This window comes from Mesorhizobium sp. B2-3-7 (assembly GCF_006442695.1).
GTDB lineage: Bacteria > Pseudomonadota > Alphaproteobacteria > Rhizobiales > Rhizobiaceae > Mesorhizobium.
Genome location: NZ_VFVV01000001.1, coordinates 648,536 through 671,662 on the forward strand (window position 1 = coordinate 648,536; position 23,127 = coordinate 671,662).

24 protein-coding genes and 1 tRNA gene are annotated in these 23,127 nt (G+C 63.5%); 11 read left to right on the forward strand and 14 right to left on the reverse strand.

Annotated features, from left to right (window positions below; translation table 11 throughout):
- Positions 1-45: 45 nt before the first annotated feature.
- The 5 genes from FJ940_RS03255 to FJ940_RS03275 form a co-directional block, all read right to left on the reverse strand.
- Positions 46-786 carry a carboxymuconolactone decarboxylase family protein gene (locus tag FJ940_RS03255; protein WP_348640072.1) on the reverse strand — a complete coding sequence of 247 codons (741 nt, stop codon included), beginning with the start codon at positions 784-786 and terminating at the stop codon, positions 46-48.
- A gap of 63 nt (positions 787-849) precedes the next feature.
- Positions 850-1,308, reverse strand: a complete 459-nt coding sequence (locus tag FJ940_RS03260) for a cupin domain-containing protein (RefSeq protein WP_140655238.1) — start codon at positions 1,306-1,308, stop codon at positions 850-852.
- Positions 1,309-1,364: 56 nt separating this feature from the next.
- A complete protein-coding gene (locus FJ940_RS03265; protein ID WP_140655240.1) occupies positions 1,365-2,381 on the reverse strand; it encodes a zinc-dependent alcohol dehydrogenase family protein in 1,017 nt (338 codons plus the stop codon).
- A 16-nt stretch (positions 2,382-2,397) separates the two neighbouring features.
- On the reverse strand, positions 2,398-2,850 hold the full coding sequence (locus tag FJ940_RS03270) for a cyclophilin-like fold protein (protein ID WP_140628824.1): 453 nt from the start codon (positions 2,848-2,850) through the stop codon (positions 2,398-2,400).
- Between the two features lie 11 nt (positions 2,851-2,861).
- On the reverse strand, positions 2,862-4,052 hold the full coding sequence (locus tag FJ940_RS03275) for an MFS transporter (protein ID WP_140655245.1): 1,191 nt from the start codon (positions 4,050-4,052) through the stop codon (positions 2,862-2,864).
- Positions 4,053-4,214: 162 nt separating this feature from the next.
- Between FJ940_RS03275 and FJ940_RS03280 the strand changes: the two genes are divergently transcribed.
- Complete coding sequence (locus tag FJ940_RS03280) at positions 4,215-5,108, forward strand: LysR family transcriptional regulator (protein WP_140628593.1); 894 nt, start codon at positions 4,215-4,217, stop codon at positions 5,106-5,108.
- A gap of 61 nt (positions 5,109-5,169) precedes the next feature.
- On the opposite strand, the gene FJ940_RS03285 is transcribed toward FJ940_RS03280, so the two are convergent.
- The 4 genes from FJ940_RS03285 to FJ940_RS03300 all read right to left on the reverse strand — a co-directional run bounded on the left by FJ940_RS03285 (position 5,170) and on the right by FJ940_RS03300 (position 8,515).
- Positions 5,170-5,601, reverse strand: coding sequence for a nuclear transport factor 2 family protein (locus FJ940_RS03285; RefSeq protein WP_140655248.1), 432 nt, complete (start codon positions 5,599-5,601; stop codon positions 5,170-5,172).
- A gap of 27 nt (positions 5,602-5,628) precedes the next feature.
- On the reverse strand, positions 5,629-6,585 hold the full coding sequence (locus tag FJ940_RS03290) for an alpha/beta hydrolase (protein WP_281405873.1): 957 nt from the start codon (positions 6,583-6,585) through the stop codon (positions 5,629-5,631).
- Between the two features lie 142 nt (positions 6,586-6,727).
- A complete protein-coding gene (locus tag FJ940_RS03295) occupies positions 6,728-7,696 on the reverse strand; it encodes an alpha/beta hydrolase (RefSeq protein WP_140493441.1) in 969 nt (322 codons plus the stop codon).
- A 414-nt stretch (positions 7,697-8,110) separates the two neighbouring features.
- Positions 8,111-8,515, reverse strand: a complete 405-nt coding sequence (locus tag FJ940_RS03300) for a hypothetical protein (protein ID WP_224680503.1) — start codon at positions 8,513-8,515, stop codon at positions 8,111-8,113.
- A gap of 201 nt (positions 8,516-8,716) precedes the next feature.
- On the opposite strand from FJ940_RS03300, the gene FJ940_RS03305 reads away from it, so the two are divergent.
- The 3 genes from FJ940_RS03305 (at position 8,717) to FJ940_RS03315 (ending at position 11,951) form a co-directional block, all read left to right on the forward strand.
- On the forward strand, positions 8,717-10,630 hold the full coding sequence (locus tag FJ940_RS03305) for a DUF4396 domain-containing protein (RefSeq protein ID WP_140655254.1): 1,914 nt from the start codon (positions 8,717-8,719) through the stop codon (positions 10,628-10,630).
- A gap of 154 nt (positions 10,631-10,784) precedes the next feature.
- Positions 10,785-11,159 (forward strand): avidin/streptavidin family protein, encoded by a 375-nt coding sequence (locus tag FJ940_RS03310; RefSeq protein WP_140514279.1) that lies wholly within the window; start codon positions 10,785-10,787, stop codon positions 11,157-11,159.
- Between the two features lie 138 nt (positions 11,160-11,297).
- Positions 11,298-11,951, forward strand: a complete 654-nt coding sequence (locus FJ940_RS03315; protein WP_140563681.1) for a hypothetical protein — start codon at positions 11,298-11,300, stop codon at positions 11,949-11,951.
- 112 nt (positions 11,952-12,063) lie between these two features.
- Here the strand turns inward: FJ940_RS03315 and FJ940_RS03320 are convergent, their stop codons facing one another.
- From FJ940_RS03320 to FJ940_RS03330, 3 genes are all read right to left on the reverse strand, one after another.
- Positions 12,064-12,339 (reverse strand): DUF1127 domain-containing protein, encoded by a 276-nt coding sequence (locus FJ940_RS03320; RefSeq protein WP_246670962.1) that lies wholly within the window; start codon positions 12,337-12,339, stop codon positions 12,064-12,066.
- A gap of 93 nt (positions 12,340-12,432) precedes the next feature.
- Entirely contained in the window at positions 12,433-12,672 is a 240-nt protein-coding gene (locus FJ940_RS03325) for a hypothetical protein (protein ID WP_140559078.1), read from the reverse strand.
- A 299-nt stretch (positions 12,673-12,971) separates the two neighbouring features.
- Positions 12,972-13,883, reverse strand: coding sequence for a LysR family transcriptional regulator (locus FJ940_RS03330; RefSeq protein ID WP_140524242.1), 912 nt, complete (start codon positions 13,881-13,883; stop codon positions 12,972-12,974).
- A 121-nt stretch (positions 13,884-14,004) separates the two neighbouring features.
- Here FJ940_RS03330 and FJ940_RS03335 point away from each other — a divergent pair, with 121 nt between their 5' ends.
- Together FJ940_RS03335 and FJ940_RS03340 are read left to right on the forward strand one after the other, a co-directional pair.
- Positions 14,005-15,159 (forward strand): HlyD family secretion protein, encoded by a 1,155-nt coding sequence (locus FJ940_RS03335; protein WP_140524240.1) that lies wholly within the window; start codon positions 14,005-14,007, stop codon positions 15,157-15,159.
- 131 nt (positions 15,160-15,290) lie between these two features.
- Positions 15,291-16,874: an MDR family MFS transporter gene (locus FJ940_RS03340; protein ID WP_140524439.1), complete on the forward strand. Its 1,584-nt coding sequence runs from the start codon at positions 15,291-15,293 to the stop codon at positions 16,872-16,874.
- 271 nt (positions 16,875-17,145) lie between these two features.
- On the opposite strand, the gene FJ940_RS03345 is transcribed toward FJ940_RS03340, so the two are convergent.
- Positions 17,146-17,222: transfer RNA gene (locus FJ940_RS03345), tRNA-Arg, on the reverse strand.
- A gap of 225 nt (positions 17,223-17,447) precedes the next feature.
- Positions 17,448-18,935 carry a HAMP domain-containing sensor histidine kinase gene (locus tag FJ940_RS03350; RefSeq protein ID WP_140655256.1) on the reverse strand — a complete coding sequence of 496 codons (1,488 nt, stop codon included), beginning with the start codon at positions 18,933-18,935 and terminating at the stop codon, positions 17,448-17,450.
- Positions 18,936-19,236: 301 nt separating this feature from the next.
- Between FJ940_RS03350 and rpmH the strand changes: the two genes are divergently transcribed.
- From rpmH to yihA, 5 genes are all read left to right on the forward strand, one after another.
- Positions 19,237-19,371: a 50S ribosomal protein L34 gene (gene rpmH / locus FJ940_RS03360; RefSeq protein WP_008833937.1), complete on the forward strand. Its 135-nt coding sequence runs from the start codon at positions 19,237-19,239 to the stop codon at positions 19,369-19,371.
- A 14-nt stretch (positions 19,372-19,385) separates the two neighbouring features.
- Positions 19,386-19,739, forward strand: a complete 354-nt coding sequence (gene rnpA / locus FJ940_RS03365; RefSeq protein WP_140491500.1) for a ribonuclease P protein component — start codon at positions 19,386-19,388, stop codon at positions 19,737-19,739.
- A gap of 14 nt (positions 19,740-19,753) precedes the next feature.
- Entirely contained in the window at positions 19,754-21,574 is a 1,821-nt protein-coding gene (gene yidC / locus FJ940_RS03370; RefSeq protein ID WP_140554640.1) for a membrane protein insertase YidC, read from the forward strand.
- 243 nt (positions 21,575-21,817) lie between these two features.
- Positions 21,818-22,456: a CatB-related O-acetyltransferase gene (locus tag FJ940_RS03375; protein WP_140524238.1), complete on the forward strand. Its 639-nt coding sequence runs from the start codon at positions 21,818-21,820 to the stop codon at positions 22,454-22,456.
- Positions 22,453-23,112: a ribosome biogenesis GTP-binding protein YihA/YsxC gene (yihA, locus tag FJ940_RS03380; RefSeq protein ID WP_140491494.1), complete on the forward strand. Its 660-nt coding sequence runs from the start codon at positions 22,453-22,455 to the stop codon at positions 23,110-23,112. Before FJ940_RS03375 ends, yihA begins: the two co-directional genes overlap by 4 nt.
- Positions 23,113-23,127 lie beyond the last annotated feature (15 nt).

The window sequence follows — 23,127 nt, forward strand, 5'->3', positions numbered from 1 at the left end:
CAGGCCGCGCGGCTCGAACGGCAGGGTCGTTACGGTCGAAAATGATCAGTCGGCGGAGCGCTTCTCGAATACGGAGCGTGCGACCGGGGCTGCCGAGAAAGCGTTTGGCCATCCCGCGTAATAGGCGAGATGACTGATCACCTCCGAGGCCTCGGCGCGCGTCAGTCCATTATCCATGGCCCTGTTGAGATGATAGGGAATCTGCTCCACCTGACCGGCGGCGACCAGCGCGCTGACCGTCACCAGGCTGCGGTCGCGCGGCGCGAGATCGGGACGCAGCCACAGGTCGCGAAACAGCACTTCCGTCGTGTCGCGCACCAGGCCCGGCGACGCCGGTCCCGTGCCTTGCTCGACCCGTGCGGCACGATCGGCCTCCGCCTTTTCGTCGAGCGGCAGCAAATCGACGACAGCCTTGGGGAGCTGGTCCGACCCGATGCCGCGTGCCTCGAACACCGCTTTGGCGATCGCCGTGGCTGCCATCGCGTTGCCCCACCCGGCATAGAAGGCAAGATGCGTGATCATCTCCGAGATCTCGGCCGGCTTCACGCCACTGTCGAGGGCGAGGCTCAACTGCTCCGGCAGGAGTATGCCCTGGTTGCGGGTGACCACCGCCGCGATGGTGACGATGCTGCGATCGCGCCGCGACAGGCCGGGGCGCTTCCAAACGTCATTGGCAAGCTTGTCCGTCGCATAGCGCGCAAGGGCGGGCGAGACGGCCTGCACATCCTCTGGAGGCAGGCTGCCGGTCTGCGATCCCGTCTGCGCCGCAGCGTCGGCAGCCCCCATCGACAAAGCGAGTGCGAGAATGGTTGAAGGTTTCATGATGATGCCTTTCGTTCCTGCGTACGGTCAGCGGTATTGCTCGTCGGAGACAGGCTCCAGCCAGTCGACATTCTTGCCGTCATGCATGTAGCTCAACGCGATATGGGCCATCGGGCTGGTGGCGGTCGCGCCATGCCAGTGCTTCACCCCGGCGGGAATCCAGACGACGTCGCCTGGATTGATGACGCGGGCCTCCTTGCCGTCTTCGCGAATCCAGCCTTGGCCTGATGTGACGATCAGCAATTGACCGGCAGGATGGGTGTGCCAGACGGTGCGCGCTCCGGGAGCAAAGTTCACCAGCCCTGTGCTTGCGCGCGTTATCTCGGTGGCGGGAAACAGCGCAGTGACGACCGCTTGCCCGGTAAAGTTTTCTGCCGCTCCGATCACCGCCGGCGTGCTGCCGTTTGTCCGGATTTCGATCCCCTGCGCTTGGACGGGCATGGTTCCCGCCACACTCGCGGCCGCTGCTGTCAGGATTTTCTTCATTTTGGTCTCCTTGAGGTTTGCTCCCCTGCATTTGTGGGCTGAACCCAGCGCGGCGCTTACAGACGAAGCAGCGTCTTGATCGCCCGCCTCTCATCCATGGTGCGATAGCCCTCGGCGACATCGGCCAGCGGCAGGGTCAGGTCGAAGACCTTGCCGGGATTGATCTTGCGCTCCAGCACCAGATCCATCAGATGCGGAAGAAAACGGCGCACGGGCGCGGGGCCGCCGAGCAGGCTCTTCTGGGCGAAGAAGAGGCCCTGGCCGTCGAGCTGGACGCCATGCGGCACGCCGACGAAGCCGATCGAGCCGCCGGGGCGGGCACAGTTGATCGCCTGCATCATGGATTCCTGCGTGCCGACGCATTCCAGCACGGATTCCGCGCCGACGCCGCGGGTCAGATCCTTGATCCGCGCCACGCCGTCATCGCCGCGCTCCGAAATGATATCGGTGGCGCCGAATTCGAGCGCGAGATCCTGGCGCGTCTTGTGGCGGCTCATGGCGATGATGCGCTCCGCGCCCATCTGCTTGGCCGCGAGCACGCCCATCAGCCCGACCGCGCCGTCACCCACGACGACCGCGGTCGCGCCGGGCTCGACGCGCGCGGCGTCGGCGGCATACCAGCCGGTGCCAAGCACATCCGATGCCGCCAGCAGGCTCGGGATCAGATCGTCCTCGGGCATGCCGGGGGTGGCGACCAGCGTGCCGTCGGCAAGCGGCACGCGCAGCATCGGCGCCTGCGCCCGGCTCATGAACTCGCGCTGCTCGCAGGACGAGGGGAAGCCGAAGCGGCAATGCGGGCAGGTGTTGTCGGAGGTGCAGAACGAGCCGACGACGAACTGGCCGGGCTTCACCGCTCTCACCGCGCTGCCCACTTCCACCACCACGCCGCAATATTCGTGGCCCATATGCATCGGTTCGTTCAGCGGCTGGAGCCCGCGATAGGGCCACAGGTCGGAGCCGCAGATGCAGGTGGCCGAGAGCTTGAGGATGGCGTCGGTGGGATGAAGGATTTCGGGCTCCGCCACTTCCTCGCAGCGGATGTCGCCGGCACCGTAGAGAACTGTTCCGAGCATGGTTTTCTCCTTGAGCCTATGTCAGGCGTTCTATGCGTATGTTGAAGCGTCCGCCGCGCAGCAGCGGCGCGATACCGCTGTCGAGCCGGCCGAGCCGGATCAGGCCGCGCGAATACCGGTAGGGGCCATAAAAGAAGATGAGATTGCCCCAGGGCGCGTAGTAGGCGATGTCGCCGATGGCCTCACTGTCGAACGGGCCGCTGCCCTCGATCCGCAATTTGCGCGGCAGGTAGCCGATCTTCTCGACGGATGCGTAGTCTTCCAGTGTCAGGTCCAGCGGCAGCATCGCGGCGAAATCCTGCGCGCTCGGATTGTCGAACAGGGAGGCCGTCAGGCGCATCGCGTCCACTTCAATAGCAATCCTCATCAACGATTTCTCCTGTCCGTCCGTTCCGCGGGCTTGGCCTGGCGCGGCGGAGGGCGCGAACGCGGCTGCCAGTGCGGCGGCAACTGCGGTGCGGCGCGTCATGTGGCTGCGTGTCATGGTGCGCCCTTGCAGTGGTCATGGGCGGCTGCCGCCGCGGCCAGCGCGGATCCCACAAGCAGCACCGCGCCAAGTGCGAAGGGGCTTCGCCAGCCGAGCGTGTCCAGCAGCAGGCCGCCGCCCGCCGCGCCGAGCGTGATGGCGAACTGGATGACGGCGACCTGCAAGCCGCCGCCGGCTTCGGCATCGTCGCGCAGCGCGCGGCTCAGCCAGGTGCCCCAGCCGACCGGCGCCGCGGTTCCGAAAAAGCCCCAGCCGACGAGCAACGCGGTGACGGCCATCGGCATCGATCCAAGCACGATCAATGCGACGGCCAGCAGCGCCATGGCCAGCGGAATGATGATGACGATGCTGTAGAGCCGCGTCTTGAGCAGCCGGCCTATGGTCCAGGTGCCGGCGACGCCTGCTAGTCCCATCACGAGCAGGATCGCCGAGAGCGCCGAAACACCGACACCGGTCACGGTTTCCAGGAAAGGCCTGAGATAGGTGAAGAGCGCGAACTGGCCCATGAAGAGCATCAGGATCGAGGTCATGCCGAGCGCGACCTGACGGCGCAGCAGCAACCGGAGGACATTGCCCGACGCCTTGCGGCCGCGTGGCGGCAGCGCAGGCAGGCTGAGGCTTTGCCAGACAAGGGCAAAGAGGGCCAGCGGCACCACGAGGAAGAACGCGACGCGCCAGCCGACATAATCGCCGAGCAGGCTTCCGAGCGGCGCCGATATGGTTGCCGCGACGGCGTTGCCGGCGTTGATCATCGCCAGGCCCTCGGGCACGGAGTCCTCCGGCACGAGGCGCATCACGATCGCGGTGGACATCGACCAGAAACCGCCGATGGCAATGCCGAGCAAGGCGCGGCCGATCATCAGCACGGCATAGTTGGGCGCAAAGGTCACTATCAGGCCGGACAAGGCGAGCAGCAGCGAGAACGACGTCAGCACCAGCTTGCGGTCGATATGCCGCGTCAGGCCGGCGATGAACAGGCTGGTGACGACCGCGAAGATGCCGGAGACCGAGATCGCCTGTCCCGCCCGGCCTTCGGTGATGCCGAGCCCGTCGGCGATCGGCGTCAGCAAGCTGACCGGCATGAACTCGGAAGCGATGAGGACGGCGACGCAAAGCGTCATCGAGAACACCGCACCCCATGCTGCCCGAGGCTTCACCAGCCTGTCGTCGTAAGTCGTTTCCATCAGCCGTCACCACAAAAATCCAGCCGCCGGAAACGCATCGGCGGCCTGTTCGCGACAGGAGATAGCGCCGGACTATTGGAATGATTAGCGGCTGAAAGTCGCTTGAACTTATCGATGCAGGCCATAAATAACGTCGGGCCGTATTCAGCGGGGCAGAAGGCCATGCGCGAAAACTTCAACGATCTTCTGTGGTTCCTGGTGGTGGCCGAGGAGCGCAGTTTCACGAAGGCCGCCGCCAAGATCGGTATTACTCAATCGACCCTCAGCCACACCATCAAGCGGCTCGAAACGCGCTTGGGCCTGCGGCTGCTGGCGCGAACGACGCGCAGTGTCTCGACGACCGAGGCGGGAGAGCGGTTGCGTCAATCCCTGGCACCGCGCATCGTCGATATCGAAACCGACATCGCGGCGCTGACGGCCTATCGCGACAAACCCTCGGGGACCGTGCGCATCACCGTCTCCGATCATGCGCTCGAGCAGCTGGTCTGGCCGAAACTGCGGCCTGTCCTTGCCGACTATCCCGACATCAAGCTCGAATTCAGCCGGGACAACGGATTGCGCAACATTGTCGAGGATGGTTTCGATGCTGGCGTGCGGCTTGGCGAAAGCGTGGAGAAGGACATGATCGCCGTGCGCATCGGGCCGGACTGGCGACTTGTTGCCGTAGGCTCGCCGGCCTACATCGCCGGACGTGGCGTGCCGAAGGCGCCGCAAGACCTGATCGGCCACAATTGCATCAACCTGCGCATGACCAGCGCCGGTGGCCTCTATGCCTGGGAATTCCAGAAGGCCGGCCAGGCTCTGCGCGTCCGCGTCGATGGCCAGCTCGTGTTCAACTCGACCCTGCCGATGGTCGACGCCGCCATTGCCGGCTACGGGCTTGCCTATGTGCCCGAGGATCTGGTCACGGCGCATGTTGCCGCCGGACGGCTGCAACTCGTGCTCGACGATTGGTCGCCGAAATTCGCCGGCTATTACCTATACTATCCAAGCAGTCGCCAGAACTCGCCGGCCTTCAAGGTCATTGTCGACGCGCTTCGAAAACACAGCCAATGATGGCCACCACACAGAAGCCGAGGACGGGGCTGAGCACAACCGGGAATGGGAGCGGCGGACCTCAGATGATGCCGTGCTTCTTCAGCAGCGCCTGCTCATCGCCCGACACCCATCCGAATATCTTCGGCTCGCCGTCGAGTTTCCGGACAAGGTAGTGAACGTCGAAATCTATCTCGACGTCCGCTTGACCCTTGCGGGCATAGGTCGCGGTCCACGCAACATGGACAACGCAATGATGCTCGTCGATCGGCGAGATGCCGATGTCGCGTATCCGCATCTCTTTCGTTCCGATTGCCCGGTAGTGGGCATAGCCCTGAGCCATGACTTGCTTGAGTTGATCGTCGTTCTTTCCGGTCACGACGCCGGCAGGCGAGGCGGCTATGAACTCCGACGTGTAGAGCGACGCGGCCTCATCCATATCCATGCCGCCGCCAAGCGACTCCTTGAAAAACCGCTGATAGCGTTCAAAAAATCTCTTTACGCTCATCTCCATGATTTCCGCTCCGGTCGTGTCCTCGGATCAGCGCTGTTCCCGCACGCTCCGGAGGAAATGGATCATCGCGGCGTTGACCTCGTCCGGGCGTTCCTGCTGGGTCCAGTGCCCGCAGCCGGGCAGCACCAACTTGTCGCGGAGTTGCGGGACGAAATTTCCGAGATTGGCCAGCAGCTGATCCATTCCGGGGAAGGCGACAACCAGATCGCGGTCGCCTGCTATATAGAGGGCGGGGACCTTGATCCGCGCGCCCGCAAAGGGCGCCATCAGCTCCCAGTTCCGGTCGATGTTGCGGTACCAGTTGAGACCTCCCGCGAAACCGGTGCGCTGGAACTCGCCGGCGTAGAAATCGAGGTCGCCTTGGCTGAGCCAGGGCGGTAGGCCCGGCGGTGCCTCGACGGCTTGCAGGAAACCTCCATCATGTGGAACCATGCCGATTCCACCCGCGCTCGTGCCCGAGGCATCCCCCGATGCGGCGTAAAGCATGGCCCGCACCGTGGTCCGGGGGTCCCGCTCCAGCTCGGCTTCTGCAATGCCGGGTTGCTGGAAATAGAGCTGGTAGAATTGCGAGTCCGTCGTTCGCGGCATCACGCTGGTTGGGCGCACCTTGGCCCGCGGCCGGAACGGCACGCTGAGGCCGATGACGGCTTGGAATCGGTCCGGGCGCATCAGCGCCGCGTGCCAGGCGACGACGGCGCCCCAGTCGTGGCCGGCGATGATGGCGGTCGGCGCTTCGAGGGCGTCAAGAAGGCCCACCATGTCGCCGACCAGATGGAAGAGCGTATACTGTTCGACCGCCTCCGGCCGATCGCTCTTGCCATAGCCCCGCATGTCGGGGGCGACGGCGTGAAAGCCCGCCGCCGCGAGCGCACTCAATTGATGGCGCCAGGAATACCAGGATTCGGGAAAGCCGTGGCACAAGAGCACCAAAGGGCCATCGCCCTGCTCCGCGATGTTGAGGCGGACGCCGTTGGTCTCGACCATTCGCTGTGTCGGCTCGCTCACGGCTGCTTCTCGTGCTCGTGTGTCAGCCTCAGTTTAGTAATGGCTGGCGGCGGAGGCCGCAACGAGTGACTGTCTCAGGAACGATCAGGGCGATGAATGTCCAAAGCGGATGATCACCGCACTATTTCGCTCCGCGATAGATTTGACTGAAGAAGGCGACCAGCTCCTTGGTGAGGAACTCCGGGTTTTCGTCGGGCAGCCAGTGCCCGGTGTCCGGTGCGACACCGCCGCGCACGTTGATGCCGAGGTCCTTCGCCATGGCGAGTTCCGTCATGCCGTTGCTCTTGTCGCCGGCAAGCGCCAGGATAGGCATCGGCAGTCTGCGTTTCTCAAATTCGGCGAAACGGCGCTCGTCTTCGGGAAAGGCGCGATAGAGCTCGAAGCCGGCACGAAGCCCTCCTGGAGCGGCGTAGGCCCTGGCATAGACCGCTATGTCCTCGTCGGCGACGTGCCTGTAGGCGCGCTTCAGATAGAAATCCCGGATGAACGGGTATTCGTGGCCCGCGACCAACATTTCGGCGATGTCGCGCTGCTGGAACAGCCCGAAATGCCAAAGCTCCGGATCGGGCTTGTGCTTCGCCTCGTTCCATGCGGCGGTGGCCGGAATCGGCACGTCGAGCATCACCAAACTCGCGACCTCGTCCGGCCACTGCGCGGCGTAGGCATAGGCGACCATCACGCCGATGTCGCGCCCGACCAGATCGACCTTGGTCGCGCCGAGCCCGTGGACAAGGGCGCGAATATCGGCGGCCATAGTCGCTTTGTCATACCCGGCGAGTGGCTTGTCGGATTCTCCCGCACCGCGATAGTCGACGGCGACGACGCGGTAGCCGGCCTTCGCCAGCGACGGCATCACATTCCGCCATGTATACCAGGTCTGCGGCCAACCGTGCAGCAGTACCACGAGCGGGCCGGTGGCGCCGCCGCCGATGACATAGTGGAGCCGGGTACCGTTCGCGTCGATATAGCGGTGCTGGAATTGCGCCTCAAAGCCGGGCGGCAGGCCGGTTTGCTGCGTTTCAACAGAGGTTGCGTGCTGCTGTTCTTGCGCGGGTGCGGGGGCGCAGAGCGCGGCAAAGGTCAGCGCCATAGCTGTGACGAGGCACCGCATTCGAGTAGGTCCCTTTAACGTTTGCACGCAGTCCAGCCACGTTGGCCATGAACTCGACCGGCAGTTCATGAACGACGGCGGCGCCGTCTGTCTCGTTCAGCTTCGAGTCGATCCCAAGCTGCTCCAGCGCCGAAGCGATCCGATGCGTGCGCCCGTCGAACAGCTTTCCTGATCCGGCTCTTTCGCTGGATGAAATGATCCTGAATCTCCGGCGTGACCTTGTCCGTCAGCGGGCGTCGTCCGGCCAAACCCCCACGCGCGGGAAAGGTTCCCCCGTGAGCGCCAGGAGGCGTCGCCTGCTAACAGACAACGGTGCGACACTGTTCGTCAATTGGCGGCCTGCTGGTTGATTGTCTTGCAAAAAAGGGCGCGCCGGCGCGGTCGCAGCCATTCTCATTTCACCCTTTGCCGGAACCTGGAATGGCAGCGGTTGGCGAAGGTGATCTCCACGCGGTCGCCCTCGAAGGCTTCGATCAGCGGGCCCGGGCTCACACAGTTATAGGCGAGGATCGGCGTGTCGAGCCTCTCGGCGAACCTCGCGACGGCCGGCTCCGCCGCCAGCCTCGCCTTGAACAGGCCTGGCCGATCAGTTTCGTTGGCAAGCAGCGGCAGGTCGCGCAACGCCTGGCCGTCGGGCAGGGTAACAGCGTCTTGCCTCATCGCGGCCATGTCGTGGCCGGCATGGCCGCCCATATCCATGCCGGGCATCGACATGTCGTCCATCTTCGTCTGCGCCAGTGCGCGCGGGCTCGCCAGAACCGTCGCCAGGCCTGCCGCCAGAAAACCGCGTCGATGCATTTTTTGCTCCTTGCGCCCGATGGAAAGGCCTCGCCGGAAGACCTCGCTCCGACCCTAGAGGTTCCAGTAGCTGGAAGGTCAAGCGGGATCGAGCCGTCGGCGTATGAGAGGAACAGACGGGATCGTATCCGCCACGACCGCGTTCATCCGCAGGAGGGCACAACCTGCCGTTTTATCTGACGACGCAAAGAGGCCGAATCCATGCTTATCCAACCGATCGACTATTTTCTGGTCGCCTGGTTCGTGCTCGCCCTGGCCTCGACGCTCTATGTCGGCATTGACCAGTACCGCAACAATCCTGAGCCGGTGGTGATGAAATGGGGCTTCATCCTGGTGACGCTCTATATGGGCCCGCTCGGGCTGCTGCTTTACGTGCTCGCCGACAAGGAGCCGCGCCCGGGCGAGCATGAAGCCTTCACCAGTCCGCTCTGGAAGCAGGGCGTCGGCTCGACCATCCACTGTGTCGCCGGCGATGCGACGGGCATCATCCTTGCCGCGGTCGTCACCGCCACGCTCGGCCTGCCGATGTGGCTCGATCTCATCGTCGAATATCTCGCCGGCTTCGCGTTCGGCCTTTTCATCTTCCAGTCGCTGTTCATGAAATCGATGATGGGCGGCAGCTATTGGGAAAACGTGCGCAAGAGCTTCCTGCCCGAGTTCATTTCGATGAACTTCATGATGGCCGGCATGGCGCCGGTCATGAGCTTCCTGATGATGGGCCGCGACATGCGCGCCATGGAGCCGACCGAGCTGCTGTTCTGGGGCGTGATGTCGCTCGGCGTCATCGCCGGTTTCGCGCTTGCCTACCCCGCCAATGTCTGGCTGGTTGCGCGCGAGTTGAAGCACGGCCTGATGACCGAGCGCCCGCCGGAGGCCGGGAAAGACAACCAGGAGCCCGCTGCCAGAAGGCAGCATGCGCAGACGCAAATGCGGCAGGCCGGTGGCCATGGTCATCGCGAGCATGGCCACGACACGGGTTCCCACAAAAGCAAGGGCGGCCATCAGACGCGGTCGGACGCGACCACGCCGCAGATCGCCGCGCTCGGCGTGGTGTCGCTGATTGCGCTTGGTGTTGGCATGGCCGCTCCGGCGAACTGGCTGAACCTCAGGCTTTCGGCCCGCGACGTCGGCGGGGTGATCATGCCGCAGGGCATGATCATGGACCGCGACACCCCGGCCGACGCCATGCGCGACATGGCGGCGGCCGATCCGCGCCTCGTCACCGCTTTATACGACCTCGCCACCAAGGGCGACCAGGATCTGCCGTTCCGAATGGAGAACGGCGTGAAGGTGTTCGAGCTGAGGCCCTCGGTGATCCGCTGGCAGATCCTGCCGGACGTCGCGGTCGATGCCTATGCCTATAACGGCCAGATTCCCGGCCCGCGCATCCACATCCGGCAGGGTGACCGCATCAGGGTCAACGTGACAAACGATCTGCCTGAGGAAACGACCGTGCACTGGCATGGCCTGATCCTGCCCAACCAGATGGACGGGCCGGCCGAGATCACGCAGGCCCCGATCGAGCCGGGGCAGACCTATTCTTACGAATTCACGGCCACCCAGCACGGCACCTATTTCTACCATCCGCACGCCAAGCCCGACCGCACCCAGGCACTCGGCCTCTATGGCGCCCTGATCATCGATCCCGCCAACCCCGCCGATGAGGTCGCCGCCGACCATGACTACGTCATCGAGTTGCAGGAATGGCTGGTGCGAGAGGGGCTGACCTATCCCTCGATGCCGATGGACGGCGGCATGCCGAACTTCTTCACCATCAACGGCAAGGCCTATCCCTCCACCGAGACGATCCGCATGAAGGTCGGCGAGACCCTGAAGGTTCGCTTCATCGGCACCAACAACGGCTTCATCCATCCGATGCACATTCATGGCGGACCATTCGAGGTCGTCGCGCGCGACGGCGAGACCATTCCCCCTTCGGCCCGCTTCCTCGCCGACACCATCAATGTCGGTCCGGGCCAGCGCTATGATGTCGTCTGGACGGCGCGGCGACCCGGCAAATGGCTCATCCACTGCCACATTCCGCACCACACGACGAACAACAATGTCGAGCAAAAGGGCGGCGGCGGGCTGATGGTCGTCATCGACGTCAGCTGACGCGGGCGCCGGAATTGGCGCTGTTGCGGCATCAGCGCCGCACTCGGCCCGGCGACGGCTGCCCAGAGGTTGGCCTCGACGCCGAGCGGCGCAGGCAGCCTCGGAACGCGTGCGGGCCCTGCACGTTGATCCCGAACCGCTCGTGGAGTGCTCCATGCCAGATTGGATCGGGACTTGGCGAAACCAATACGGCTCGACCGTCATCATCGAGGACGATGCGGAAGGCGTCATCCGCGGCACGTTCAGGACGGCGTTGGAAGACAGCAGTTTCTTTGGTCAGGAACTTCCGATCCATGGCGCTGCTTGCGGCGACGTAATCGGCTTCACGGCTGCGGGACAGGGCAAGGCCGGGCCTGCGGCCGTGAGCTACACCGGTATTCTGCGGGAAAGTAAGCTCGAGATGCTTTGGCATACCGTTGCAGGGCAGACCCTTACCGCATCGGCGGAAGGGGCGCCTGCCAGGATGGTCAGAGTTGGGGCATGGCGCGCCTTCGGGACCAGCCTGGATGTGTTCGAGCGCGTGGAATGACCCAGCCTCTCGGGCCGGCGTGGCTCCATGGGCGGCTACGGAAGGCCGCCAGGCCCGCATATGCGCGACTGAAGGCGGCTTGCCGATCCTGAGCGATTTCGGCGGCGCTGTGGTCGAGCCGACCGGAGGACGGATGGGATGGCGGAAGAAGGCAACGACGCGCGGGTAGTCCTGCAGTGCATGACAACCGAGCACTTCGTGCTGCAGACCGCCCGCGCGGCCACCATTCAGGAGGCGAATCAGCGCGCCAATCTGTTCCTCACATCGGTCTCAAGCGCGGCGATCGCTCTGTCATTCGTGGCGCAGGTCACGAAAATGGGCACGCCGTTCGTGCTGTTCAGCCTGATCTTGCTGCCTTGCGTTTTCTTCATCGGCCTGGTCACCTTCGTCCGCGCCGTGCAGGTCGCCATCGAGGACATGGTGCACGCCCGTGGAATGGCGCGGATCCGGCACTACTACGTCGAAGTCGCGCCCGCCATGCAAAGCTACCTCGTTCATTCCACGCACGACGATCGCTCGGCGGTGCTCGTGGACAAGGGGCTCAGCCTATCGCCGTTGCAGTATTTCATGACCACGGCCGGAATGGTGAGCGTGATCAGCAGCGCCATCGCAGGTGTCTTTACAGGCATAGCCGCCACAGCGGCAGCCGGCGCCGGAATGGCTCTCGGCGTGGCAGCCGGGATGCTCGCCTTCGCTGCAAGCGTGTTCGTGCTGCGCAGCTACCATCTGCGGGCTTGGGCGGCGGCCGAGCAAAGACTGACGGTTCTTTTCCCAGGCACGCGCGGGGAATGAAGCTCTGCGGAGCCAGGGACGTGTCAAGACCATGAACTGCATGTTCTTTCTCCTGCTGTATGAAGGTAGGGCTTTCCGGTTTTTCCCGCCGGGTGCTTGATGCCTGTCACGGTTATTTAGCGGCCATCGGCTCGAACAGGGCGGAAATGATCGGCTTTCCAGTCTCGCCGACAACGTCGGCACGAGAAAGACCGATGTCTTGCAATTGCGAGTCCGTGAGTTCCATCAGCATGCGGCGGCTCCGGCGCCTTTCCATACCAGCTTCGACCCAGACCAAGATCGCCGCCACGCGCGCCATCAGAATCTGTAGAGCCTCGACTCCACGCCGCTGCGGTGCACTCCTTGTTTCGGCCCGCTCCACGGCGGCGCCGTTGACGACTGCGTCCATCGCATTTCTCCTTTTTTCGCGACCGGTCGAACCCCGAGGCGAAGGCGGCGAATGAGCCCGCTGCTTTGGGGGTTCGGCGGCCGGAGCCGGTGTCTAACGGTTGCCGAAAAGGTCCCGGCGATGCTCGACCGCCGGATCCCGCGCGATGGCCGCGTTCGAGCCCGCATTGAGCAGTTCGTAGACTGCACTATGCGCGATCGAGGACGTGTGGGTGCTGTCGAGCTGTTCCCGGGCAATCGCATTGATGTCGGAGCCGCCGACCTTCGGGTTCTCGGCGAGTGCGGCGTCAGTGATGGCCAGGAACGCGGCGGCGGCAAGAGCGATCTTTTTCATGGAAATCTCCTAAGGTTGAGTTCTGGACTTGGTTCAAGAACAGGTCCTTGCCCGTTCGCCAAGAAGATGCATCTTGGACCCACCCATGATAATCTTCGAATATTGGAAAGGATCATCCGCCAAGAGCGGATAATAGGATCATGAGCGGGCGCGCGGCCTCAGCGCTGGCCCTCCCGGATCGAGGGTTTTGCCATGTCGGTGCTGGCAATCGCTCCGGCCCTTGCCGGCATGTGGCCGGCCAGAGATCAGAAGGCACATCAGCCCGCCGACTTTCCGGCGGCGGACGGTGTAACCGTCGTTCAGTACTTCAATTCCATCCACCTGCGGTGTTCGGCAAAGCGCTCGGCCAACAGATCGATGAAAGTCCTCACCTTGGCCGAGACATGGTGACGATGCGGATAGAACGCGTTGATCGCGAACTCGACTCCTGAATATTCCTCCAGCACCCGGACAAGGCGCCCGGCGCTCAGGTCGTCGGCCACGAGGAAGGGCGGCGGTATGAACAGACCGCGGCCGTCGAGAGCAAGGCGTCTGAGCGTCTCCTGGCTGTTGGTCAATAAGTTGCCATCGACGCGGACGGAAACGGGCTCGCCGTCGGGGTCCTCGAAACGCCACTCGTTACCGAAAGGATATGACGCATGGCGCATGCAATTGTGGCGTGCGAGGTCATCGGGCCGACGCGGTGTTCCATGGCGTTCGAAATAGCCGGGCGAACCGCAGACGATGTTGCGCCATGAGGTCAGCCGCCGGACGATCAGGCTTGAATCGGGAAGCGGCAGCGAACGCACGTCAAGGTCGAAGCCCTCCTCCACCATGTCGACCATTCTTTCGCCGACGGTGAGATCGACCGAAACAGCCGGATAAAGGTTGACGAATTCGGAAACGATCGGCGCCAGAAAACGGATGACGCTCATGCTGGAATGAAGGCGAAGTGTGCCTTGCGGCGTCGCCTGAAGCGCTCCCGCGACGCGGTCCGCCTCCTCCAGATCGGCGAGGATCTGCGAGGAACGCTGATAGTAAGCCTGGCCGATCTCGGTCAGGCTCACCTTGCGGGTGGTGCGATTGAGAAGCCGAACGCCGAGCCTTTCCTCCAGCGCCTGGACGTGGTTGCTGACCATCGTCGTCGACATGTTGAGGCGTCGGGCCGCCGCGGAAAAGCCTCCGCATTCCACAACGCGGCCAAACACCGTCAAGCTCGTGAGCCTGTCCATTTCGATTATCCGCTCTTAATGGATGATCCTTCCGTTCTTTCCTCGATTATCACATCAAGATTGCCGTTGCATCGTCCTTGCACCAATCGGCCACTCGGCCCGACCGTGAGAGGAGATTACGATGACCGTAAGCGTCAAACCCGCCACCTTGGAATACCCGGTTGAGGTGAAACCCGCGCCGCGGTCCCGCAAGACGATGATCAAGCGCACCGTTGTCGGGTTGGGTCTGGTGGCCAGCCTGACTTCGGCTGCGCTCTACGGCTATGACTATTGGACGGTCGGGCAGTATCTGCAATCGACCGACGATGCCTATGTCAAGGCCGACTATACGGCCGTCGCGCCGAAGATCTCGGGCCACATCGCCGAGGTGCTGGTCGAGGACAACACTCCCGTCAAGGCGGGCCAGGTTCTGGCCCGCATCGACGACCGCGACTTCAGGACCGCGCTAGACCAAGCGCAAGCCAATGTCGAAGCAGCCGAAGCGACGCTGCATAACCTCGACGCCCAGATCGGCCTGCAGCATTCGGTGGTCGAACAGCAAAAGGCCAACGTCGCCGCAACCGAGGCGAAGCTCAAATTCGCGCAGCAGGAGGGTGATCGCTATAAAACCTTGCTGAAAAGCGGCTACGGCACCAGCCAACGCGCCCAGCAGGCCGAAGCCTCCCTTGGCGAAAACGAAGCCCAACTCCAGCGGGATCGCGCCACACTGGTTGCTGCCCGCAAAGCAATCGACGTGCTCACGACTGAGCGCGGCAAGGCGGAGGCCGAGCGCGACAGCAGCCAGGCCGCCCTGCGTCAGGCGGAACTCAATCTCTCCTACACCACGATCACAGCACCCGTCGACGGCACCGTCGGGGCCCGTTCGCTTCGCGTCGGCCAGTATGTGCAGGCCGGCACGCTGCTCATGGCGGTGGTGCCGCTGAATGCGGTCTATGTCGTGGCCAATTTCAAGGAGACACAGCTTACCCATGTGCAGAGCGGACAGCCGGTCGAGATCGCGGTCGACGGCTTTCCCGGCGTGGCACTCAAGGGCCGTGTCGACAGTGTGTCGCCGGCGAGCGGTCTCGAGTTCGCGCTGCTGCCCCCGGATAACGCCACCGGCAATTTCACCAAGATCGTGCAGCGCATCCCGGTGAAGATCGCGATCAACGACGGCAGGCTCGCCGGCAAGCTGCGCGCCGGCATGTCGGCCGAACCGACGATCGACACGAAGGCAACCATCCTGGCCGAACGGGGTGAACCGGACAGCGGCCGCCGGATCATCGCCGGCTGGTAACTCGTAGCGGCTGCGCGAGGTTCTCCGAGACCTCGCATGGTGGCCGCCACGCCAGTGTCTCACGCGCGCTTCGTCAAACAAGGAATTCAGCCGTGCCCGCAACCCTCACCACCAACCCCACGCCTGCGCCGATGGCAGCCAAAGCATCGAGCCTGGCGCCGACCGATGCCTCTTCCGCCCCGCTCAAGACCTGGATCGCCGTCATTGGCTCGACGCTCGGCGCCTTCATGGCGGTCCTCAACATCCAGATCGTCAACGCATCGCTAGCCGACATTCAGGGCGCCATCGGCGCGGGCATCGATGACGGCGGCTGGATATCGACCGCCTACCTGGTGGCCGAGATCGTCGTCATTCCGCTCACCGGCTGGCTGTCGCGGGTCTTTTCCATCCGCGTCTATCTTCTGGCCAATGCAATCCTGTTTCTCGCCTTCTCGGTTGCCTGCGCCTTCGCGCAAAACCTTCAGCAGATGATTGTTCTGCGTGCTTTGCAGGGCTTTTGCGGCGGCGTGCTGATTCCGGTCGCCTTCACCATCACCATAACCCTCCTGCCGAAGGCGAAGCAGCCGATCGGATTCGCCCTGTTCGCGCTGTCGGCGACCTTCGCACCAGCCATCGGGCCGACAATCGGTGGCTATCTCACCGAGAACTGGGGTTGGCAGTTCATCTTCTATGTCAACTTGGTCCCCGGCGCGCTGATGGTGGGCATGCTGTGGATGTCGCTCGAAAGGGCGCCGATGCAGCTCTCGCTGCTGCGCCAGGGCGACTGGGCCGGGATCATCAGCATGGCGATCGGGCTCGGCGCCTTGCAGACCGTGCTCGAAGAGGGCAACAAGGACGATTGGTTCGGCTCGCCGTTCATCGTGCGGCTGTCCTTGATCGCCCTCGTCAGCCTCTCGCTTTTCCTGTGGATCGAGTTGAGAAGCGAAAGGCCCTTGCTTAACCTCAGACTGTTCGCCCGCTGGAATTTCGGTTTCTCCATCCTGGCCAGCTTCCTGCTCGGAATTGCGCTCTACGGGGCGGTGTTCATCCTGCCCGTCTATCTCGCGCGCATCCAGGGCTACAACGCCCAGCAGATCGGCATGGTGCTGGCCTGGACAGGCCTGCCGCAACTGGTGCTGATCCCGCTGGTGCCGCAGTTGATGAAGCGTTTCGACATGCGCATTATCGTCGCCTTCGGCTTTGCGCTGTTCGCGGCGAGCAATTTCATGAACATCGAAATGACGGCGACCTACGCGTCGGAGCAGTTCTTTTGGCCGAATGTCGTCCGTGCCGTCGGTCAGGCCCTGGTCATGGTACCCCTGGCTGCGGTCGCTACGGCCGGCATCGAGCAGGAGAACGCCGGCTCCGCCTCCGCACTGTTCAACATGATCCGCAATCTCGGCGGCGCCGTCGGCATCGCCATGCTGCAGACTTTTCTGACCAAGCGCGAGCAGTTCCACTCCAACGTGCTGGTGCGGTCGGTGTCGCTGTTCGAAGAGAGCACTCGCGCGCGCATCGAGCATCTGACCCGGTACTTCCTGGCGCATTGCGCCGGCGATCGCGCAGCCGCGATGCACAAGGCCGTCATCGCCATCGGACAGATGGTACGCAAGCAGGCTTTCATCATGGCTTTCAGCGACGCGTTCTATCTGCTCGGAGCAGCCCTTGTCGTCGCGTTCTTCGCCACGCTGCTGTTGCGCAACCCGGGCCATGTCGATGCAGGTGGCGCGCACTGAACCATCGGAAAGGAGAACCATAATGATTTCAAATCCCGACTACGCCTGCGCGGCCCCGGAATGTGAGTCTGTCACGGTGCACCGCCAGGAGACTCAGCAAATTTCGAATGTTTGGCAGAGACTGTGCCGTTCCAAGTAGGGCACTTTAGCCCATAGTGCGATTTTGGCACCGGCTGCCGCCGTCTTGCCAAAACCGGCTGAATTCCGAAAATCGAGCCAGTGGCGTCGCGCTGGAAACGCCTGGAAGTCTATTGATTTCAATAGGATTAAATGGCGCGCCCGAAGAGATTCGAACTCCTGACCCCCAGATTCGTAGTCTGGTGCTCTATCCAGCTGAGCTACGGGCGCGCATCAGGTCATGCTTTCCATGACCCCGCGATCCGATCCTCGAGGACCGGCCGCGAATGTGTGCAGTTCCCTAGCGACTGAATTCGCGAAAAGCAAGCCGATCCGGCAAAAGTTTTGTCGTCGATGCGTCATCCGCTGGATCCGGCCGGAAATCGGGTTGTTCGAAGCGGCATTCAGGGCGAAGGGGGCCGGACCGGTTTGCGGGCGAAACAGCGCCCAAGCCTGTCAGGCCGGGCGGCGCAGCCCGTTGCGGGCCTGGTCGAGCCGCACCGGCTGGTCGGGAATGGTGACGGCGAAGGTGGTGCGCCCGCCGATCGATTCGACCAGCTCCACCGTGCCGCCATGCGCGCGGATCAGTTCATGCGCGATCGCCAGGCCAAGCCCGGTGCCGCCGCTGCGCGCAGAGCCGCGGAACGCCGCGAACAGGTTCTCGCGCGCCTTCGGCGGCAGGCCGGGACCGGTGTCGGTCACGACGATGCGGCTGACGCTGCCCATGCGCTCGGCCGAAACCGCCAGCCGGCGCACCACGGCGCTCTCCGTGTCCGCCGCCATCGCCTGCACGGCGTTGCGGCACAGATTGGTGAGCACGCGGAACAACTGGTCGGAATCGGCGTCCACCTCGAACGCCTTTTCGACCGCGTTGATGAACTCGATGCCTTCCTCGATGTCGAGCAGGCCGTGCACGTCCTCGACCAGCTGGCGCAGCCGCACGCGCCGGCGCGAAGGCGGCGGCTCCTGCGTACGGCCGTAATGAAGTACGCCTTCCGAGTAGGAGACCGCACGGTCGAGCGCACGCAGGAGCTTCGGCGCGAAGGCCTGCACGGTCGGATCCTTGACCTGGCGCAGGCGGTCCGAAATGAGCTGCGCCGAGGCCAGGATGTTGCGCATATCGTGGTTGATCTTCGACACGGCGAGGCCGAGGTCGGCCAGGTGCTTCTGCTCGGTCAGCATCTTCTGCAGCCGCTCCTGCATCTGCGACAGCTCGCGCTCGGCCACCCCGATCTCATCGGCGCGGGCGGCGGGATGAATGATCCGGCTGGGGTCGTCGGGGGCCTGCGAGAAGGACAGCATGGAGCGCGTCATGTTGCGGATCGGTCCGATCATGATCAGGTCGATCGCGGCATAGACCAGCATGGCCGTGAACAGCGAGATCAGCAGCGAGACGAAGGCGACGTTGCGCGAATAGATAAGCATCGCCTTGCGCAGGCTGTAGTCTGGCATGATCAGCTCGAACTCCTTGTCGCTGTCGCCGACCGGCCCGAAGACGCGCAGCATCCGGTTGCCGCCGAAAAACAGCGTGTCGAGCGCGCCGGTCATGCCCTTGACCATGCCGACGCTGGCGAGGTCGATGTGCTCGTCGACCTGCGGCGGCATATCGGCCACCACAAGCAGCCGCGACACGCCGCCGTCGCGCACCGCGATCGCCTTGGCGCCGATCGCCATAAGCACGTCGTTCTGCGCCGTGCGCGACAGCGAGGTCGGTTCGCCCTGCACCAGCACGATCGATACGGCCGCGGCGGTACTCAGCCGCTCCTTGAGCCAGGCCAGCCGGTAGCTGGCGATCCAGGGCAGGAAGATGAGCACCTCGGCCAAAAGCACGAAGACGATGGTCAACAGCAGCAGTTTTGTCGACAGGCCGCGCGACAAGGGTACGCTGCGGACGGCGGCTGGCGCTGGTCCTGTCCCTTCTTCGGCTTGCGTGGTTTCGCTCATGCGGTCCTGTCTTCACAATCGCTTGATCAGCCCAGATTAGGCGATTGCGGCTTTTTTGCCAATTTCCCCCTTGGTCGGAGAGATATAATTGCCGCCGAAAGTGCGCATCCCGGGCCCGGCGACACCGGCCCGGCACCGGCCCGGCACCGGATTGACTTCCAAAACCCTTCTTTCTATAAGCCCGCTCACGCTCGGGCCATTCGTCCCGGCGCGGTTTCGATCGCGCCAAAGCCGGCCCGGCAAAGCTCCTGTTACAGAGTGACAGAATCAAGAAGGGCCGCACCCCGCGGTATTAAAACAAATGAAGCGTACCTACCAACCGTCAAAACTCGTCCGCAAACGCCGGCACGGTTTCCGTGCCCGCATGGCCACCAAGGGTGGTCGCGGCGTCGTCGCAGCTCGCCGCAACCGCGGCCGCAAGCGGCTCAGCGCCTGAGCGAGACAAGATCGTTGCCCGCAACCGGCAAGCCAGTGGGACAAAATCCCAAGCGGCTTCTGAAACGCGCGGAATTCCTGGCCGTCCGCCGTGGTGAAAAACGTCGCGGGCGGTTTTTCCTCGTCGAGGTCCTGGACCGCGGCGACGGCGGCGCGCCGCGCGTCGGCTACACCGTCACCAAGAAGGTCGGCAACGCGGTCGTGCGCAACCGCGTCAGGCGGCGGCTGAAAGAGGCCGTGCGCACCCATGCGGCCGATGACATGATGCCCGGCAATGATTATGTCATCGTCGGGCGCGATGATGCGCTCCGCGCCCCGTTCGGCCAGTTGAAGGTCGAACTCTCCCGCCGACTTCGCGGAACACGATAGGCCAAGGGCTCTCGATGGAAAACAACCGAAACTTCTTCATCACCATCGCGCTGTCGGTGCTGATCCTGACCCTGTGGCAGGTCTTCTACATGAACCCGCGCGTCGAACAGCAGCGCGAGGCGGCGCGCGTCGAGCAGCAGCGCGTGGAAGAGCAGAAGAAGGCGGCAGAGACAGCCAATCCGGGCGCGGCAACGCCGGCGCCGGCCGGCACCGCTCCCGGTGCCATCCCCAACGCGCCCGGCGGCGACACCGTCACCGCGGCCAGCCGCGACCAGGCGCTGGCGGCTTCGAAGCGCGTCAAGATCGACACGCCGAGCCTCGAAGGCTCGATCAACCTGACCGGCGCCCGTCTCGACGACCTCAAGCTCAAGCACTACACCGAAACCGTCGACAAGGATTCGCCCGAGATCGAACTGCTCAACCCTTCGGAGTTGCCCAGCGGCTACTTCGCCGAGATCGGCTTCGTCGGCAACGACAAGACGGGTACGGTACCGGGCGCGGATACGGTGTGGAACGTCGAAGGCAATCCGACGCTGACCCCGTCGACGCCGGTGACGCTGACTTACACCAGTGACAAGGGGCTGACCTTCAAGCGCACCTTCTCTGTGGACAGCGACTACATGTTCACCGTTTCCGACGAGGTGCGCAATTCGGGTTCGGCCCCGGTTACGCTGTCGAATTACGGCCGCGTCACGCGCTACGACAAGCCGGCAGTCGCCAGCACCTACGTGCTGCATGAAGGCCTGATCGGCTTCACCGGTGCGGAAGGCCTGCAGGAACACAAATACGCGTCCATCGAGAAGGACAAGGAAGTCAAGCCGGGCAAGTCGACGGACGGCTGGCTTGGCATCACCGACAAATACTGGGCGGTGACGGTGGTTCCGAGCGAGAAGCAGCCGTTCCAGCCGCGCTTCGGCTATTTCGTGGACGGCCGCCACCGCTACCAGTCCGACTTCCTCACCGACCCGATCAATGTCGAGGCCGGCCAGTCGGCAACCGTCGAGACCGAGGTCTTTGCTGGCGCCAAGGAAGTCGCCAAGATCAATGCCTATGCCGAAGACCGCCACATCAAGCGGTTCGACCTGCTGATCGACTGGGGTTGGTTCCACTTCATCACCAAGCCGATGTTCTGGCTCATCGACACGCTCTACAAATTCCTCGGCAATTTCGGCCTGGCGATCCTCGCCACCACCGTCATCGTCAAGGCCATCTTCTTCCCGCTCGCCAACAAGTCCTACGCGTCGATGGCGAACATGAAGAAGGTGCAGCCCAAGATGCTCGAGATCCGCGAGAAATACGCGGACGACAAGATGAAGCAGCAGCAGGCGATGATGGAGCTGTACAAGACCGAGAAGATCAATCCGCTCGCCGGCTGCTGGCCGGTGGCATTGCAGATCCCGGTCTTCTTCTCGCTCTACAAGGTGCTCTACATCACCATCGAGATGCGCCATGCGCCGTTCTTCGGCTGGATCCAGGATCTGGCCGCGCCCGATCCGACGTCGATCTTCAACCTGTTCGGCCTTGTTCCGATCACGCTTCCGCACATGCTGATGATCGGCGTCTGGCCGCTGATCATGGGCGTCACCATGTTCCTGCAGATGCGCATGAACCCGACGCCGCCGGATCCGACGCAGGCCGCCATCTTCACCTGGATGCCCGTCATCTTCACCTTCATGATGGCTGGGTTCCCGGCCGGGCTTGTCATCTACTGGGCCTGGAACAACACGCTGTCGATCCTCCAGCAAGGCGTGATCATGAAGCGCCAAGGCGCCAAGATCGAACTGTGGGACAATCTGCTGGCGCTGTTCCGCAAGAAACCGTCGCCAGCGGAATAAAGCCTCATTCTTCGCTAAAAGCCCGGTCGCCCGGGCTTTTTCTTGTGCGCCGGCATCGGTCCACGTCCGCCCGCGATGGGCGAAACTGCAAACGCGCGGCACCGTCCGATCCGGCAAATGCGCTTGTCCACCATCGAAGACTCGCTCCCGGGGCGATTGGTGCTATACGGCGGATTACGCTACTTTGACGAGGTGTGCGCCGACGCGGGACGCGTCCGCCAGCCAATTCCCGGACGAACCGCCATGACCGGACCCAATCCCGACATCAAGCACCCGATCCCGATGCACACGCGCGTCGGCTTCCTCAAGGCGCTGGTGAGCGCGCCCAACATCGAGATCGGCGACTTCACCTATTATGACGATCCGGAAGGGCCGGATAAATTCGCCGAGAAGTGCGTGCTGCACCACTATTCCTTCATCGGCGACAGGCTGATCATCGGTAAGTTCTGCGCCATCGCCGAAGGTGCCCGCTTCATCATGAACGGCGCCAACCACGCCATGTCCGGTTTTTCGACCTATCCGTTCAACATTTTCGGCCATGGCTGGGAAAAGGGTTTCGACCCCGTCACATGGTCGAAGGAGGTGCGCGGCGACACGGTGGTCGGCAACGATGTCTGGATCGGCATGGAGGCAGTGATCCTGCCGGGGGTGCAAATCGGACATGGCGCCATCGTTGCGGCGAAGTCCGTGGTCACGCACGACGTGCGGCCCTATGCCATCGTCGCCGGCAACGCGGCCAAGGTCGTCAAGATGCGTTTCGACGACAGGACGATCCGGCGGCTGCTGGCGGTGGCCTGGTGGGATTGGCCGGTGGACAAGATCAGCCGCAACCTCGATGCCATCAGGGGCGCCGATATTTCTCTTCTGGAGACAGCAGCTTGAACGCTCAATACAGCACCACGATCGGCACGGACCTGTTTACCCGCGGGTGGATCTTCATCCGCGGTGTGCCCGCCATGAAGTTCCTGCCGCCGGAAGGGCCGCCGGAAATCGCCTTTGCCGGCCGCTCCAACGTCGGCAAGTCGTCGCTGATCAACGCTCTGGTCAACCAGAAGGGCCTGGCGCGCACCTCCAACACGCCAGGGCGCACGCAGGAACTCAATTATTTCGTGCCGGACGGATTTTCGGGGGAGGGCGCCGACCTGCCGCCAATGGCATTGGTCGACATGCCGGGCTACGGCTATGCCACCGCGCCCAAGGAAAAGGTCGACGATTGGACGAAGCTGGTCTTCGACTATCTCAAGGGCCGTGTCACGCTGAAGCGGGTTTATGTGCTGATCGACGCCCGCCACGGCATCAAGGCCAAGGACGACGAGGTGCTGTCGCTGCTCGACAAGGCGGCGGTTTCGTACCAGGTCGTGCTGACCAAGACCGACAAGATCAAGGCCGCCGGCGTGCCGCGGCTGATTGAGGAGACGCTTGCCAAGATCAAGAAGCGACCGGCGGCGTTTCCTTTCGTGCTGGCGACGTCATCGGAAAAGGCCGAGGGCCTGGAGGAGCTGCGCGCCGCGATCGTGCTCGCGGCCAATGGCGGCTAGCGGCACAAAAAGCCG